Origin of the sequence: Sporosarcina thermotolerans (assembly GCF_030067815.1) — a bacterium.
Taxonomy (GTDB): domain Bacteria; phylum Bacillota; class Bacilli; order Bacillales_A; family Planococcaceae; genus Sporosarcina; species Sporosarcina thermotolerans.
Window position 1 is genome coordinate 1,308,255 of sequence record NZ_CP125968.1, and the last position, 16,576, is coordinate 1,324,830.

Sequence of the window (16,576 nt, forward strand, 5' to 3'; positions counted from 1 at the left end):
GTTAATCACACATGATTTAGGCGTTGTAGCGGAAACTTGCGAGAGGGTCATCGTCATGTACGCGGGACAAATAATTGAAGAGGCGCCGACTAAGCTCATTTTTGAAAACCCACAGCATCCTTATACGAAGGGGCTGATTCAGTCCGTACCCGATATGCGATTTAAAAAGGACCGGCTACACTCCATTCCCGGAAATGTCCCGAAGCCTGGCTCCATAAAAAGCGGTTGCAGATTTGCCGCACGTTGTGAATTTGCATTTGATCGATGCTTGCATGAAAACCCTGAACTGTACAGCACTGCAGATGTTCATCAAACCCGATGTTTCTTATACGACGAGGAAAGGGTGACTGTGGATGAGCACAAAGCCATTATTGAAAGTTGAAAATCTGAAGAAATACTTCCCGTTGAAAAAAGGATTATTTGGAAGGACCGTAGGCTTCGTAAAGGCCGTCGATGATCTATCATTTCATGTGAATGAAGGAGAGACGCTTGGTATTGTCGGTGAAAGCGGCTGCGGGAAATCGACGACAGGACGCTTGCTAATGCGCTTGTTAGAGCCGACTGAGGGAGTAGTTGAATTCGACGGTAAAGAATTGACGTCTTTAACACAAGAAGAGATGAGGATTACCCGTCGTGACATACAGATGGTTTTCCAAGACCCATATGCTTCTTTGAATCCACGACATACGATAGGGAAAATACTGGAGGAACCTTTAATTGTTCATGGGGTTTTGGACCAAATAGAGAGAAAAAAGAAAGTGAAAGAATTCTTGGAAGTTGTGGGGTTGAATGAATATCACGCAAAGCGCTATCCACATCAGTTCAGTGGCGGTCAAAGACAACGCATTGGAATTGCGCGTGCACTGATGACAAATCCAAAATTGATAATCGCGGATGAACCAGTCTCTGCCTTGGACGTTTCCATTCAAGCGCAGGTGCTGAATCTCATGCAAGACTTACAAAAAGACTTCAACCTTACCTATATTTTTATCGCTCATGATCTTGGGGTAGTGCGGCATATTAGTGACCGCGTCGCCGTAATGTATTTAGGGAAGATTGTTGAAATTGCAGAAAGTGAACAGCTTTACGAAAGGCCTTTACACCCTTATACGCGAGCCTTACTTTCGGCTGTTCCGTGCCGGACCCGGATTTTCAGAAAGAACAGATCATCATAGAAGGTGATATCCCGAGTCCTGCCGACCCACCCACTGGTTGCACATTCCATACACGCTGCCCTTTTAAAATGGATAGTTGTACAAAAGTCACACCACAGCTCAATGAACAATCTTTAGGTCATTCTGTCGCCTGCCATCTTTACGATAGTAAGGTTGACAATGATATAAAACAAATGGAGGGGTCTCTATGAGTAGAAAGAGAATATGGTCAGTTGCTCTGATGTTACTGTTGGTCCTGTCAACTGCACTTGCCGCCTGCGGAAAGGGAAGTTCCAGCAGTAAGGAGGATACATTAGTCTTCGGTCGTGGTGGTGACTCCACTTCACTGGATCCGTCAAGGGTGACTGAAGGTGAAACATTCAAAGTTACAGTAAATCTATTTGAGACATTATTGAACTTTGGAGAGCAAGACACAACAATTCAACCTGGACTTGCCAAGGAATGGAATACGGATGACGGCTTAACGTACACATTCAATTTGGAGGAAGGCGTAAAGTTCCATGACGGAACTGATTTCAACGCCGATGCAGTAGTTGCAAACTTCGAGCGTTGGGCTAACGGGGATGCGGATAAATTCCCTTATTACAACTCGATGTTTGGCGGTTTCAAAGGTGATGAAGGACATGTAATTGAATCTGTTACGGCAGACGGAGAGTACACTGTCATCATCAAATTGAAACGTCCACAAGCACCTTTCTTGAAAAACATCGCGATGAGCATGTTCGCAATTGCAAGCCCTACTGCATTTGAAAAAGGTGATGATCAATTCGAAAGAAATCCAGTCGGTACAGGTCCTTTCGAATTTGTTGAATGGAAAGCGAATGAGTCCATTACAATTCAAAAATTCGATGGGTATTGGCAGAAAGGGTTACCAAAGTTGAACAAAGTCGTATTCAGATCAATTCCGGATAACTCTGCAAGGCTGAATGCATTGATTGCCGGGGAAATTGATCTTGCGGATGGGATTAATCCATCTGATGCTGAGAAAATCGAAGGGGATGACAAACTCCAACTGATTAAACGCCCATCCATGAACGTCGGTTATCTTGGTTTAACGGTAACACGCCCTCCTTTCGATAAAAAAGAAGTCCGTCAGGCGTTGAACCATGCAATTGATAAGGAAACGATTATTAATTCGTTCTTCGAAGGGCAAGCGAACGCAGCGAAAAATCCAATGCCACCATCTATCTCAGGTTATAACGACGACATTGAACCGTATGAATACAACCCTGAAAAAGCGAAGGAATTATTGGCAAAAGCTGGATATCCGGACGGATTTGAAATGGAACTTTGGGCAATGCCTGTTCCGCGCCCATATATGCCAGATGGAGCGAAGGTTGCTGAGGTCATCCAAAGCAATTTGGCTGATATCGGTATTAAAGCAAAAATCGTGTCGTATGAATGGGGAACTTATTTAGACAAGGCAAGTAAAGGGGAAGCGGATGCGTTCATGTTAGGTTGGACGGGTGATAACGGGGATGCTGATAACTTCCTATATGTTTTATTGGATGAAGATAATATTGGCAGCAACAACTACACTTATTTCAAAAATACCAAAATGCATGATTTGTTCATCGAAGCACAAACAGAGGTAGACGAAGATAAGCGAGTCGAGCTTTATAAGAAAGCTCAAGTTATTATTCACGACGAAGCACCTTGGGTTCCACTTGCCCACTCGACACCATTGTTAGCTGCCAAGAAAGGATTGACGGGCTTCTTACCGCACCCAACTGGCTCTGATTTATTATCAAATGTCGAATTTAAGTGATGAATTCACTCTCCACTTCTGAATGAGTCAAAAAAGGGGGAGATCAATAGATTTCCTCCTTTTTAGATATTGGGACTACGAAAGATACTTTGTGCTTACGAGGTGAAGGTGATGCTTAGCTACATTGGAAGAAGGATCATGCAGCTTGTACCCGTGTTACTTGGTATGGTCTTCATTGTTTTCATGATGATTCGGGCTATACCCGGAAATCCTGCCCAGCTCATTTTAGGTCAGCAAGCAACAGCTGAAGCGATTGCCACTATGAATGCGAAATTAGGGTTGGATCAACCATGGTATACGCAATTTTTTAAGTACTTGGGTGGTATTTTGCAAGGTGACCTTGGGGAATCCATGCGGACACGCCTACCGGTTGCAGACGAAATATGGCCACATTTGGCTGCGACGATAGAACTCGCATTCTTTGCAATTATTATAGCTATCATTATTGGCATAAATGCTGGTATCATTTCAGCTTGGTTCCAAAATTCATGGTTTGACTACATAGCTATGATTTTGGCGCTTGTCGGTGTGTCGATGCCAATTTTTTGGTTAGGGTTATTAGGTCAATGGGTGTTTGCGATTGAATTTTCCTGGCTACCGACGACTGGAAGAGAGCAGGTGAGGGATCCTGTCCACGCAATTACGAATCTCTATATCATAGATACGATGATACAAGGGAGGTTCGATCAATTGTGGCAAGTCATGAGGCATCTTATCCTACCAGGAGTTGCATTAGCCACTATACCCATGGCGATCATTGCAAGAATGACCCGTTCCAGTATGCTGGAAGTGATGCGCTCCGATTATATTCGGACAGCAAGGGCGAAAGGGCAAAAAATGTTTTGGGTAGTTTATAAACATGCGTTTAAAAATGCTGTTATTCCGGTTTTGACGGTTATCGGGCTCCAAATGGGCATGTTGCTTGGCGGTGCCATTTTGACTGAGACGATTTTTGCTTGGCCGGGCATTGGAAGGTACATTTATGACGCCATTAACTTCAGGGATTACCCGGTAATTCAATCGAGCATTCTCGTAATCGCCTTTATATTTGTCATGATTAACTTGGTCGTCGATTTATTATACGGCCTGATCGATTCAAGGATTAAATATGACTAAGCGAGGGGGATTGCGGATGTCTGGAAAAACGCCTAAACTGGACGGAATCATTGAAGATGAAAAAGAAAAGACGAATGGCCCGTGGCGAGAGGCATGGAGAAGCTTCAGAAAGAGTAAATCGGCTGTTGCTGGTATGATCATCATCATATTTTTCATATTGTTAGCTCTGTTTGGTCCCCTTATCGCAAAAGAGGGCATTAATGAACAGTTCGCACCGGACAGATTTCAGCCGCCATCCTCAGAATACTGGCTCGGAACAGATGACTTTGGAAGGGATTTTGTCCCGCATCATCCATGGTTCAAGGATATCGCTTTCGGTTGGATTTTTATCCGTTATTGCATCGGTTATCGTAGGCAGCTTTTTGGGAATCGTAGCGGGGTATTATGGCAGATGGACAGATACAATCATATCCAGGGTCTTTGATATTATGCTTGCCTTCCCTTCGATCCTGTTAGCCATCGCAATTGTTTCGGTATTAGGACCCGGGCTTGAAAATGCATTGATAGCCATTGCCATTATTAACGTTCCGAATTTCGGAAGGTTGATACGATCTAAAGTGCTTAGCATTAAAGAGGACGAGTATATTATGGCAGCAAAAGCGATTGGGATGAAAGATGCCCGAATTTTATATTCGCATATTCTACCCAATTCCATGGCTCCTGTCATTGTTCAAGGAACACTTGCAGTGGCAACCGCCATTCTCGAAGCTGCGGCTTTAGGTTTTCTTGGCTTAGGCGCCCAGGCGCCTCAACCGGAATGGGGAAAAATGTTGGCGGATTCAAAAGCATATTTGCAATCTGCTCCATGGACAATGATTTTCCCGGGGCTTTCCATCATGTTAACTGTTTTAGGTTTTAACCTAATGGGGACGGCTTGCGTGATGCACTTGATCCGAAGATGAAAAGTTAAAAAAAACCTCCTTGGGCCACTTGGACCCAAGGAGGTTTAAAATATTTCTTCGCGAAGCTCATTGCTCAGCTCATGTCCGTGCCTGCGTTGATTGGAGACGATTAAGCGATCGAGATGCTCAAGTTGTTCATCATAATTCAACAATGCGGACAGCACATGCAGGAGGTGGTATGCGGAAAATTCCTCTTCTTCCTTTGTAAGGGCAATTTCTTTTGCAAAAATGTCCATCACTTCTTGACGCTGTATATAGTCCTCGTTTAAGCTCTCTGTCAATTTCCCGGATTTTAACTTACCTACAAATTTCAAATGGATTTGCTCATGATACGTTAGTAGGGAATCGAGTCGTTCCTGTATCATCATTCGGAAATGCTCTGGAAGGTTCAGCAATTCATTTTCAAATTTATGAAGTCGGAAAAGTACTTCGTGACTGCTCTCTGAAGCGGCAATCATTTGTCTGTAAATGACAAGTTTTCGAGCTTTCACCATCGTATTTCTCTTAAAATAGCTTCGTTCCTCTTTGAATAAAGTATAAAGCTGATTAACGTTTGTAAGGCGCTCCTTCAACTTATCCAAAGATTTCTTAGTCGCAACATGCTCGGAAGCCTGCCTCCCTGCAAGACGGATCCATCGGATAATTTCGTCTTGTGCCTGATGAATCGCCTGGAATAATTTCGTTTCGTATTTGGGAGGCATGAAAAGCAAGTTTACGATAAATGCTGATAGGACTCCGATGACGATTGTTACAAATCGAAGGGTTGCAAAAGAGAGGAAAGCATCTCCTTTGATCTCCATAATTGCAATCATCGTCACAAGCGCAAGTGAAACTGATTTTTCGAGCCCTAATTTTAACATCACCAATATAATGATGACAGCGGCAAAACCGACAGTCACGATTTGATGTCCAAACACTAATACAAAAATGACTGCTGTAATCGCTCCGATAAGATTACCTTGTATTTGCTCTACTATCGTCAAATAAGAACGATAAATGGTAGGCTGAATCGCGAAGATGGCCGCAATCCCAGCGAAAACAGGATTCGGTAAACTCAGTACATCTGCGATAAACAATGCAAAAACGATTGCAATACCCGTTTTAAAGATGCGGGCACCAAGTTTCATGGGATTATCCTTTCTTATAGAAAAATAATATGTTACACATTTCCCGCGACTTTACCTTAACTGTTCAAATTGGTCAACTGTTTAATAGACGTTTGAGCTCTTTAAAAGATTCATCAACCGCATCTAATGTATGATTCACGTCATCCTCATTATGCGCGATTGTTAGAAACCAAGCTTCATATTTTGAAGGGGCAAGATTTATGCCTTTTTCCAACATCAATTTGAAAAACTTACCGAAGATTTCACCATCCGTCTGTTCAGCCTGCTCATAATTTTCTACTTTCACATCTGTGAAGAACAATGTTAATGCGCCACCAAGACGGTTAATCGTCATTGTGATGCCGTGTTTTTCTGCGGATTGAAGGATACCTTCCTCGAGCAATCCACCTAAACGGTCCATCTCTTCATAAATGCCGGGTTGCTGCAATACTTCCAAGCAAGCAATACCTGATAGCATAGAAGCAGGGTTACCGGCCATTGTTCCGGCTTGGTACGCAGGGCCGAGCGGGGCAACTGTATCCATAATTTCTTTTCTTCCGCCGTAAGCCCCAATTGGTAAACCGCCGCCGATAATTTTTCCGAATGCAGTTAAATCGGGAGTCGTGCCTAACATTGTTTGAGCAGCGCCATAGTGGAAACGGAAAGCGGTAATCACTTCATCATAAATAATGAGCGCACCTTTTTCATTTGCGATTTCATGGACCAATTCAAGGAATCCTTCATTTGGTTCGACGATACCGAAATTACCGACAATCGGCTCGACTAAAATACAAGCCAATTGGTCACCCCATTTATCCATAGCCTGTTTGTAACCTTCTGGATCATTAAATGGGATTGTAATCACTTCTTGTGCAATAGATGCTGGAACACCTGCTGAATCGGGAGTCCCGAGTGTAGCGGGACCTGAACCGGCCGCTACTAAAACAAGATCCGAATGCCCATGGTAGCAACCTGCAAACTTCATCACCTTTGTTCTATTAGTATAAGCTCTCGCAACACGGATTGTCGTCATGACCGCTTCGGTCCCTGAATTGACGAAGCGTACTTTGTCCATAGTAGGGATTGCTTCCTTAAGCATTTTTGCGAATTTCACTTCATGTGGTGTCGGTGTTCCATATAGAACCCCTGTAGTAGCAGCTTTTGTAATGGCTTCTGTGATATGGGGATGAGCGTGTCCCGTAATGATCGGTCCATAAGCCCCCAAATAATCGATATATTTATTGCCATCGACATCCCAAAAATAGGCACCTTGTGCACGCTCCATAACTGTAGGTGCTCCACCACCAACTGCTTTATAGCTACGGGAAGGGCTGTTTACCCCTCCTACGATATGTTCGCAAGCTTCTTGATAGATTTGTTCTGACTTCGTTCTTTTCATTTACAATTCCTCCGTTCAAATCACGTACATTTCCTATTTTAAACAAAATAACGCCGATACGCCAAAGAAATTGAAACCGGGCCGGCAGTCCGGTACGATGTAGTAAAGTAATAGGGAGGGATTGTACATGGAAAAGTTAGAAGGGTTGCAAGCACCACAATTCACATTACCAAATGAAAAAGGCGAAAAAGTTTCTTTAAGTGATTTCGAAGGGAAGAAATATGTAATTCTTTATTTCTATCCGAAAGACGCCACACCAGGTTGTACAACACAGGCATGTGATTTTAGAGATGCTTATCAAGACTTCAGCAATTTGAATGCGGTCATATTGGGAGTGAGTCCTGATAATGAAGCATCTCATCAGCGATTCATCGAAAAACAAGGTCTTCCGTTTTCCTTATTAGTCGATGAAAAGCATGAAGTGGCGGAGAAATACGGCGTCTGGAAATTGAAGAAAATGTTCGGCAAAGAATACATGGGCATTGAGCGTTCTACTTTCCTGATCGATCCGACAGGTACAGTTGTCAAGGAATGGCGGAAAGTGAAAGTGGCGGGTCATATTGAAGAAGCGTTTGCAACTTTGGAACAGTTGACGAAAGCATAAGGAAATGGCGGTGGGAATGATGAATGTATTATTCACTTTTAAAATTAAAGATGAGCAACTAAAAAACTTGCAGTCAAGGTTTCCGGAAGTTCATTTTGAATATAATAAAGAACTCGATGAATCCCCAATTGATAAATTCGAAGTAATTGTTACATACGGGGAGGATATCAATACTAGTGTGCTTGAGAAGGCGACATCCCTTAAATGGTTAATGGTAGCTTCAGCTGGAGTGGAAAAGATGCCTCTATCTGAAATTGCTGAGAGAGGAATTGTCATCAGTAACGTCCGTGGGATTCATAAAACCCCTATGGCTGAATCAGTGATCGGGCATATTTTATCACTAACAAGAGCTTTACCTTCATTATATGACCAGCAAAAGAGGAAAGAATGGAATACAAGAGTCAAACAGACAGAGTTGCGGGGATCAACAGCAATCATCCTTGGTCCAGGTGCGATAGGTTCGGAAATCGGACGCCTGCTCCAAGCATTCGGTGTACGGACAATCGGTTGCAACCAGTCTGGCAGACCAGCAGAAAGCATGGATGAAACAATTCAGTTCGATAATCTTATAGATAGATTACCGGACGCCGATTATGTCATCTCAATTTTACCAAGCACTGCAGAAACAAAAGGCCTATTAGATGAAAGGTATTTCAAGGCGATGAAACCGACAGCAACATTCATGAATTTTGGAAGAGGAGATTTGGTGAAGGAGTCAATTTTAGTTGACGCGTTGAAAAATGGCGAAATAGGTCATGCCGTTTTAGACGTTTTTGAAAAAGAGCCTATATTAGTTGATAGCGAACTCTGGAATTTATCGAATGTGTCGATTTCCCCGCATGTATCCAGCCATTCCGGGAAGTATATTGAAAGAGCATTGGAATTTTTTATAGAAAACCTGGAGAAGTGGCAAAACGGTGATGGAGAGTTAGTAAATTTAGTCGACCCGAAAAAAGGGTATTAAAGTGAGAAAATGATCACTTTAGTTGAAAGTGCGCATTGTATTTATTGACAAAACAGCATCTTCTTCAGTAAACTAATTATAATGATTATAAATAAGTAATCTTTATGGATTGGAGTGTTGGCGATGTCTGAAGTATTCTTGAAAGACGCGCTTGTCACATTGAAGGAAAGTGGTGTTCGGATTACACCACAAAGGCATGCTATTTTAGAATTTCTTATTTCTTCTGAGACGCATCCTACAGCAGATGAAATATATAAAGCACTTGAAGCTGATTTCCCGAATATGAGTGTCGCGACTGTTTATAATAATCTACGGGTTTTCCGTAATGCAGGGCTTGTTAAGGAACTTACTTACGGTGATTCATCAAGCCGTTTCGATTTTGTAACACATGATCATTACCATATCATTTGTGACGTCTGCGGACGAATCGTCGATTTTCATCATCCTGGCTTGGAGGAAGTTGAACACCTTGCTTCCCATGTTACAGGATTCAAAGTGAATTCCCACCGACTCGAAGTATATGGTACATGTCCTGAATGTGCATCTTAACTGTACAGTGGATATAAAAACAGAAAAACCGGTTCCGATATTGTCGGGGAACCGGTTTTTTTTATTTGTTTACTGAATTCTTGTTTTTAGTTGGGCGGTTATAAGATTCGTCAAATTCCTTACCTTCCAGCGAAGGATCCAAAGTTAATGGTTCTCTACAATGTCCGCACATATCAACTCTACCAAGCATTTTAGTTGCCTTGCCGCAATTCGGACAAATGATTTGAACGGCCCTCGTTGACAAAGTACCGATCCAAGCGTAAACAATTGTACTGCCGATAATAGAAAGAAGTCCAAGAACCATGAAAATCAGCATGATGATTTCATTCTGTCTGAAGAAAATCCCGAGGTACATTATGATAACCCCAAGGAAAATTAGGGATAGCGCAAATGAACGGATTCGGTTTATTTTATTCTTATAAGGTTTCAATCGTAATCCTCCTTAAGTGTAGATATTATTAACTGAAACGTATAAAGTAAGAAACGCAAAACGTTCCTCAATCAATATAGCATAAAATCGATATACATCATATTTTGTTGAAGGGTTTTGTGGAAGTACTGTCGAAGAAATAGGTGTGGAGGTGTCAATATGGAACAAGTTCTTAGACCAATTTATCAGGAACGCGCAAGCTCACCCGAAACATTAGGTGTTATTCTTGTTGAAAAAAGAGGCAGGGGGGATCCGATAACAGACACATTTGATGAAATCATGTTAATCATAACTTCGAATGAAGAAACTCCTATATATACAAAACACTATTCAGATGGAAGCGGAAAAGCGGCAATGCATGTTATCAGTGAAAAGCAACTGAGGAAATGGCTTCTATTAGGGACGAGACGAAAAGTGGTCGACTGGCTTTTCTACGGAAAAATCTTCTTTGACCGCAATGAGTTTGTAGAAGGGTTGAAAAAAGAGTTAAGGGAGTATCCGTTTTATGGACGGAAATTGAAAATGGGGATTGAGCTTTCACGGTTAGTCAGGGTCTATATGGAAGGGAAAATGTTTTTCGAACAACTGAACTATATGGATGCTTATCATTATGCAATCCAATCTCTTCATCATCTCGCGAGACTGACTGTGATTGAAAAGGGTTATGCACCCGAGGTCACCGTATGGACCCAAGTGAAAAAGATTGATCCTGCAATTTATAAACTATATGAGGAACTAATCATGAGTGAGGAACCTATTGAGAAGAGACTTGAACTCCTTTTCCTTGCAAGTGAATTCTTTATTCATAATCGGACACTGGATGGTGCGCGACATATTATGGATGTCATGTCGGAGAAGGAAACATGGACCATACAGGAACTTCACGAACACGAGGAGTTACGTATGTATTCGATTAATCTTGAAGTGTTGATTGAATTTTTGATTGAAAAAGGGTTTATTAAGATAGTGGAAAGTGATTCGAAAAATGAGTATGTCTTCCATAGAGATTACAGTGTAGGGTACTAATCAATGGCTGAGGACGATTTATTCGTCCTTTTGCATTTTTGATGTTGACATACGAAATCAGCCCATGCTATTATAGTAATCGTCGCTGAGGGAGTTAGTTACCAAGCTTCGAAAAGGCTTGAAAAACTATTTTAAAAAAGTGTTTGACACTCTAACCACAGCGTGATATTATATAAGAGTTGCTTCTAACGGAGCTGCAAACAAATGAACCTTGAAAACTGAACAGCAAAACGTTAACAAATAAAGTTCTGAAGCCGACCCTGTCGGTGAAAAGAACAAAACGAATCTTCGGATTCGAAGTCAGCAAGAAACTCGAGCTATTCGAATTTCTCTTTTATGGAGAGTTTGATCCTGGCTCAGGACGAACGCTGGCGGCGTGCCTAATACATGCAAGTCGAGCGAATTGATGGAGCTTGCTCCCTGATATTAGCGGCGGACGGGTGAGTAACACGTGGGCAACCTGCCCTGCAGATGGGGATAACTCCGGGAAACCGGGGCTAATACCGAATAATCGGTTCTTCCGCATGGAAGAACTCTGAAAGACGGTTTCGGCTGTCACTGCAGGATGGGCCCGCGGCGCATTAGCTTGTTGGTGGGGTAATGGCCTACCAAGGCGACGATGCGTAGCCGACCTGAGAGGGTGATCGGCCACACTGGGACTGAGACACGGCCCAGACTCCTACGGGAGGCAGCAGTAGGGAATCTTCCACAATGGACGAAAGTCTGATGGAGCAACGCCGCGTGAGCGAAGAAGGTTTTCGGATCGTAAAGCTCTGTTGCGAGGGAAGAACAAGTACGGGAGTAACTGCCCGTACCTTGACGGTACCTCGTTAGAAAGCCACGGCTAACTACGTGCCAGCAGCCGCGGTAATACGTAGGTGGCAAGCGTTGTCCGGAATTATTGGGCGTAAAGCGCGCGCAGACGGTCCTTTAAGTCTGATGTGAAAGCCCACGGCTCAACCGTGGAGGGTCATTGGAAACTGGAGGACTTGAGTACAGAAGAGGAAAGTGGAATTCCACGTGTAGCGGTGAAATGCGTAGAGATGTGGAGGAACACCAGTGGCGAAGGCGACTTTCTGGTCTGTAACTGACGTTGAGGCGCGAAAGCGTGGGGAGCAAACAGGATTAGATACCCTGGTAGTCCACGCCGTAAACGATGAGTGCTAAGTGTTAGGGGGTTTCCGCCCCTTAGTGCTGCAGCTAACGCATTAAGCACTCCGCCTGGGGAGTACGGCCGCAAGGCTGAAACTCAAAGGAATTGACGGGGACCCGCACAAGCGGTGGAGCATGTGGTTTAATTCGAAGCAACGCGAAGAACCTTACCAGGTCTTGACATCCCGCTGACCGGCATGGAGACATGTCTTTCCCTTCGGGGACAGCGGTGACAGGTGGTGCATGGTTGTCGTCAGCTCGTGTCGTGAGATGTTGGGTTAAGTCCCGCAACGAGCGCAACCCTTGATCTTAGTTGCCAGCATTCAGTTGGGCACTCTAAGGTGACTGCCGGTGACAAACCGGAGGAAGGTGGGGATGACGTCAAATCATCATGCCCCTTATGACCTGGGCTACACACGTGCTACAATGGACGATACAAAGGGCTGCGAACCCGCGAGGGGAGCCAATCCCATAAAATCGTTCCCAGTTCGGATTGCAGGCTGCAACTCGCCTGCATGAAGCCGGAATCGCTAGTAATCGTGGATCAGCATGCCACGGTGAATACGTTCCCGGGTCTTGTACACACCGCCCGTCACACCACGAGAGTTTGTAACACCCGAAGTCGGTGGGGTAACCCTTACGGGAGCCAGCCGCCGAAGGTGGGACAGATGATTGGGGTGAAGTCGTAACAAGGTAGCCGTATCGGAAGGTGCGGCTGGATCACCTCCTTTCTAAGGATAATTACGGAATATGAACCTTGGGTTCATACGTTAACGTTTTGCGTTCAGTTTTGAAGGGTCATTTTAATTAATGAAACTTCATATATCCCGGAAGGGGCCTATAGCTCAGCTGGTTAGAGCGCACGCCTGATAAGCGTGAGGTCGGTGGTTCGAGTCCACTTAGGCCCACCATTAATACTCCGGGGCCTTAGCTCAGCTGGGAGAGCGCCTGCCTTGCACGCAGGAGGTCAGCGGTTCGATCCCGCTAGGCTCCACCAACTTTATATTAATAAAGTACATTGTTCATTGAAAACTGGATAAAACGACATTGAAGCAACATAGAAAAGCCAAAGCAGCCATTTTAGGTGCGACAGGCATAAGACAGATTGGTGTAGCGGCGCTTTTTGCCGCGTAGCCAATATGGCTTATGACCCGAGCACCTGGCTGCTGAGGCTGGACAAAACATCAAGTAATCAACCGAGTCGATCACTTTTGTGATTGATTTATACTTTTTTAACGATTACCAACGTATATCGCTATACAATGGTAATCAACCAACGGTACTTAGACGCATTTAATGTGTCGAAAGCCGTATAAAGGTTAAGTTAGAAAGGGCGCACGGCGGATGCCTTGGCACTAGAAGCCTATGAAGGACGGCACTAACACCGATATGCTTCGGGGAGCTGTAAGTAAGCTATGATCCGAAGATTTCCGAATGGGGAAACCCACTGCCCGTAATGGGGCAGTACGTTCACGTGAATACATAGCGTGAACGAGGCACACCCGGAGAACTGAAACATCTAAGTACCCGGAGGAAGAGAAAGAAAAATCGATTCCCTTAGTAGCGGCGAGCGAAACGGGAAGAGCCCAAACCAGGAAGCTTGCTTCCTGGGGTTGTAGGACACTCTATACGGAGTTACAAAGGGATGGATTAGACGAAGCGACCTGGAAAGGTCTGCCATAGCGGGTAAAAGCCCCGTAGTCGAAAGTCCATCCTCTCCAGAGTGGATCCTGAGTACGGCGGAACACGTGAAATTCCGTCGGAATCCGGGAGGACCATCTCCCAAGGCTAAATACTCTCTAGTGACCGATAGTGAACCAGTACCGTGAGGGAAAGGTGAAAAGCACCCCGGAAGGGGAGTGAAATAGATCCTGAAACCGTGTGCCTACAAGTTGTCAGAGCCCGTTAATGGGTGATGGCGTGCCTTTTGTAGAATGAACCGGCGAGTTACGATTCCATGCAAGGTTAAGCAGAGAATGCGGAGCCGCAGCGAAAGCGAGTCTGAATAGGGCGAATGAGTATGGGGTCGTAGACCCGAAACCAGGTGATCTACCCATGTCCAGGGTGAAGGTAAGGTAACACTTACTGGAGGCCCGAACCCACGTACGTTGAAAAGTGCGGGGATGAGGTGTGGGTAGCGGTGAAATTCCAATCGAACCTGGAGATAGCTGGTTCTCTCCGAAATAGCTTTAGGGCTAGCCTCAAACGAAAGAATCTCGGAGGTAGAGCACTGTTTGGACGAGGGGCCCATCCCGGGTTACCGAATTCAGACAAACTCCGAATGCCGATGATTTATGTTTGGGAGTCAGACTGCGGGTGATAAGATCCGTAGTCGAGAGGGAAACAGCCCAGACCGCCAGTTAAGGTCCCCAAGTATCCGTTAAGTGGAAAAGGATGTGGCGCTGCCCAGACAACCAGGATGTTGGCTTAGAAGCAGCCACCATTTAAAGAGTGCGTAATAGCTCACTGGTCGAGTGGCGCTGCGCCGAAAATGTACCGGGGCTAAACGGATCACCGAAACTGCGGATTGACATCTTTGATGTCAGTGGTAGGAGAGCGTTCCAAGGGCGTTGAAGCTAGACCGTAAGGACTGGTGGAGCGCTTGGAAGTGAGAATGCCGGTATGAGTAGCGAAAGAAGGGTGAGAATCCCTTCCACCGAATGCCTAAGGTTTCCTGAGGAAGGCTCGTCCGCTCAGGGTTAGTCGGGACCTAAGTCGAGGCCGAAAGGCGTAGACGATGGATAACAGGTTGATATTCCTGTACCACCTCCCCGCCGTTATCAGCAATGGGGGACGCAGAAGGATAGGGTGAGCGCGCTGTTGGTCATGCGCGTCTAAGCAGTGAGGTGTGGAACGAGGCAAATCCCGTTCCTATAACATTGAGCTGTGATAGCGAGGGGAATTATCCCGGAGTCCCTGATTTCACACTGCCAAGAAAAGCCTCTAGCGAGGCGGGAGGTGCCCGTACCGCAAACCGACACAGGTAGGCGAGGAGAGAATCCTAAGGTGATCGAGAGAACTCTCGTTAAGGAACTCGGCAAAATGACCCCGTAACTTCGGGAGAGGGGTGCTCTGGTAGGGTGTTAAAGCCCGAGAGAGCCGCAGTGAATAGGCCCAGGCGACTGTTTAGCAAAAACACAGGTCTCTGCAAAACCGTAAGGTGACGTATAGGGGCTGACGCCTGCCCGGTGCTGGAAGGTTAAGAGGAGAGGTCAGCGCAAGCGAAGCTTTGAATTGAAGCCCCAGTAAACGGCGGCCGTAACTATAACGGTCCTAAGGTAGCGAAATTCCTTGTCGGGTAAGTTCCGACCCGCACGAAAGGCGTAACGATCTGGGCACTGTCTCAACGAGAGACTCGGTGAAATTATAATATGCGTGAAGATGCGCATTACCCGCGACAGGACGGAAAGACCCCGTGGAGCTTTACTGTAGCCTGATATTGAATTCCGGTGCAGCCTGTACAGGATAGGTAGGAGCCTTGGAATCCGGAGCGCCAGCTTCGGAGGAGGCAATGGTGGGATACTACCCTGGCTGTATTGGACTTCTAACCCTTGCCCGTGATCCGGCAGGAGACAGTGTCAGGTGGGCAGTTTGACTGGGGCGGTCGCCTCCTAAAGTGTAACGGAGGCGCCCAAAGGTTCCCTCAGAATGGTTGGACATCATTCGTAGAGTGCAAAGGCATAAGGGAGCTTGACTGCGAGACCTACAAGTCGAGCAGGGTCGAAAGACGGGCTTAGTGATCCGGTGGTTCCGCATGGAAGGGCCATCGCTCAACGGATAAAAGCTACCCCGGGGATAACAGGCTTATCTCCCCCAAGAGTCCACATCGACGGGGAGGTTTGGCACCTCGATGTCGGCTCATCGCATCCTGGGGCTGTAGTCGGTCCCAAGGGTTGGGCTGTTCGCCCATTAAAGCGGTACGCGAGCTGGGTTCAGAACGTCGTGAGACAGTTCGGTCCCTATCCGTCGCGGGCGCAGGAAATTTGAGAGGAGCTGTCCTTAGTACGAGAGGACCGGGATGGACACACCGCTGGTGTACCAGTTGTCTTGCCAAAGGCATCGCTGGGTAGCTATGTGTGGACGGGATAAATGCTGAAAGCATCTAAGCATGAAGCCCCCCTCAAGATGAGATTTCCCATTACATTTGTAAGTAAGATCCTCAAAGATGATGAGGTGGATAGGTCCGGGTGGAAGCGTGGCGACACGTGCAGCTGACGGATACTAATCGATCGAGGACTTAACCTTAAGTTATAAAGTATGGTTGAACTTGTAGTAGCAACAATGTCTCTTTTATCCGGTTTTGAGCGAACAAAATAATTTATTTTGAAAAAACGCTTGAAGTTTTCACCAGATATGGTATAATAAATCTTGTCCTGTGAAAATAG

At 45.3% G+C, this 16,576-nt stretch carries 10 protein-coding genes, 2 tRNA genes, 2 rRNA genes and 2 pseudogenes; 13 read left to right on the top strand and 3 right to left on the bottom strand.

Features of this window, described 5'->3' with window-relative positions:
- The first annotated feature begins 55 nt into the window (after positions 1–55).
- From QNH10_RS21095 to QNH10_RS07370, 5 genes and pseudogenes are all read left to right on the top strand, one after another.
- The gene (locus tag QNH10_RS21095; protein WP_283734587.1) at positions 56–382 is read left to right on the top strand and encodes an oligopeptide/dipeptide ABC transporter ATP-binding protein; all 327 of its coding nucleotides are present in this window, start codon (positions 56–58) and stop codon (positions 380–382) included.
- Positions 354–1,366 (top strand): annotated as a pseudogene (locus QNH10_RS07355) (ABC transporter ATP-binding protein). Before QNH10_RS21095 ends, QNH10_RS07355 begins: the two are co-directional and overlap by 29 nt.
- Complete coding sequence (locus QNH10_RS07360; protein WP_283734083.1) at positions 1,363–2,943, top strand: ABC transporter substrate-binding protein; 1,581 nt, start codon at positions 1,363–1,365, stop codon at positions 2,941–2,943. Before QNH10_RS07355 ends, QNH10_RS07360 begins: the two are co-directional and overlap by 4 nt.
- A 111-nt stretch (positions 2,944–3,054) precedes the next feature.
- A complete protein-coding gene (locus QNH10_RS07365; RefSeq protein ID WP_283734084.1) occupies positions 3,055–4,059 on the top strand; it encodes an ABC transporter permease in 1,005 nt (334 codons plus the stop codon).
- A gap of 16 nt (positions 4,060–4,075) precedes the next feature.
- Positions 4,076–4,969: pseudogene (locus QNH10_RS07370) on the top strand (ABC transporter permease).
- A 36-nt stretch (positions 4,970–5,005) separates the two neighbouring features.
- Here QNH10_RS07370 and QNH10_RS07375 read toward each other — a convergent pair.
- Both QNH10_RS07375 and QNH10_RS07380 read right to left on the bottom strand, forming a co-directional pair.
- Entirely contained in the window at positions 5,006–6,088 is a 1,083-nt protein-coding gene (locus QNH10_RS07375; protein ID WP_283734085.1) for an FUSC family protein, read from the bottom strand.
- Between the two features lie 73 nt (positions 6,089–6,161).
- The gene (locus QNH10_RS07380) at positions 6,162–7,466 is read right to left on the bottom strand and encodes a glutamate-1-semialdehyde 2,1-aminomutase (RefSeq protein WP_283734086.1); all 1,305 of its coding nucleotides are present in this window, start codon (positions 7,464–7,466) and stop codon (positions 6,162–6,164) included.
- Positions 7,467–7,593: 127 nt separating this feature from the next.
- Here QNH10_RS07380 and bcp point away from each other — a divergent pair, with 127 nt between their 5' ends.
- From bcp to perR, 3 genes are all read left to right on the top strand, one after another.
- On the top strand, positions 7,594–8,070 hold the full coding sequence (gene bcp, locus QNH10_RS07385) for a thioredoxin-dependent thiol peroxidase (RefSeq protein WP_283734087.1): 477 nt from the start codon (positions 7,594–7,596) through the stop codon (positions 8,068–8,070).
- A gap of 19 nt (positions 8,071–8,089) precedes the next feature.
- Positions 8,090–9,034 carry a D-2-hydroxyacid dehydrogenase gene (locus QNH10_RS07390; RefSeq protein ID WP_283734588.1) on the top strand — a complete coding sequence of 315 codons (945 nt, stop codon included), beginning with the start codon at positions 8,090–8,092 and terminating at the stop codon, positions 9,032–9,034.
- Between the two features lie 123 nt (positions 9,035–9,157).
- Positions 9,158–9,583: a peroxide-responsive transcriptional repressor PerR gene (gene perR / locus QNH10_RS07395; protein ID WP_283734088.1), complete on the top strand. Its 426-nt coding sequence runs from the start codon at positions 9,158–9,160 to the stop codon at positions 9,581–9,583.
- Between the two features lie 61 nt (positions 9,584–9,644).
- On the opposite strand, the gene QNH10_RS07400 is transcribed toward perR, so the two are convergent.
- A complete protein-coding gene (locus QNH10_RS07400; protein WP_283734089.1) occupies positions 9,645–10,013 on the bottom strand; it encodes a YgzB family protein in 369 nt (122 codons plus the stop codon).
- Positions 10,014–10,172: 159 nt separating this feature from the next.
- Here QNH10_RS07400 and QNH10_RS07405 point away from each other — a divergent pair, with 159 nt between their 5' ends.
- The 5 genes from QNH10_RS07405 to QNH10_RS07425 all read left to right on the top strand — a co-directional run bounded on the left by QNH10_RS07405 (position 10,173) and on the right by QNH10_RS07425 (position 16,436).
- Positions 10,173–11,039: a nucleotidyltransferase-like protein gene (locus QNH10_RS07405; RefSeq protein WP_283734090.1), complete on the top strand. Its 867-nt coding sequence runs from the start codon at positions 10,173–10,175 to the stop codon at positions 11,037–11,039.
- A gap of 333 nt (positions 11,040–11,372) precedes the next feature.
- Positions 11,373–12,922 (top strand): 16S ribosomal RNA (locus QNH10_RS07410).
- A 103-nt stretch (positions 12,923–13,025) separates the two neighbouring features.
- Positions 13,026–13,102 (top strand) — tRNA-Ile (locus QNH10_RS07415).
- Positions 13,103–13,112: 10 nt separating this feature from the next.
- Positions 13,113–13,188, top strand: a tRNA-Ala gene (locus QNH10_RS07420).
- Between the two features lie 320 nt (positions 13,189–13,508).
- Positions 13,509–16,436 (top strand): 23S ribosomal RNA (locus QNH10_RS07425).
- The 16S and 23S rRNA genes sit together here with 2 tRNA genes alongside, the layout of an rRNA operon.
- The last annotated feature ends 140 nt before the right edge of the window (positions 16,437–16,576 follow it).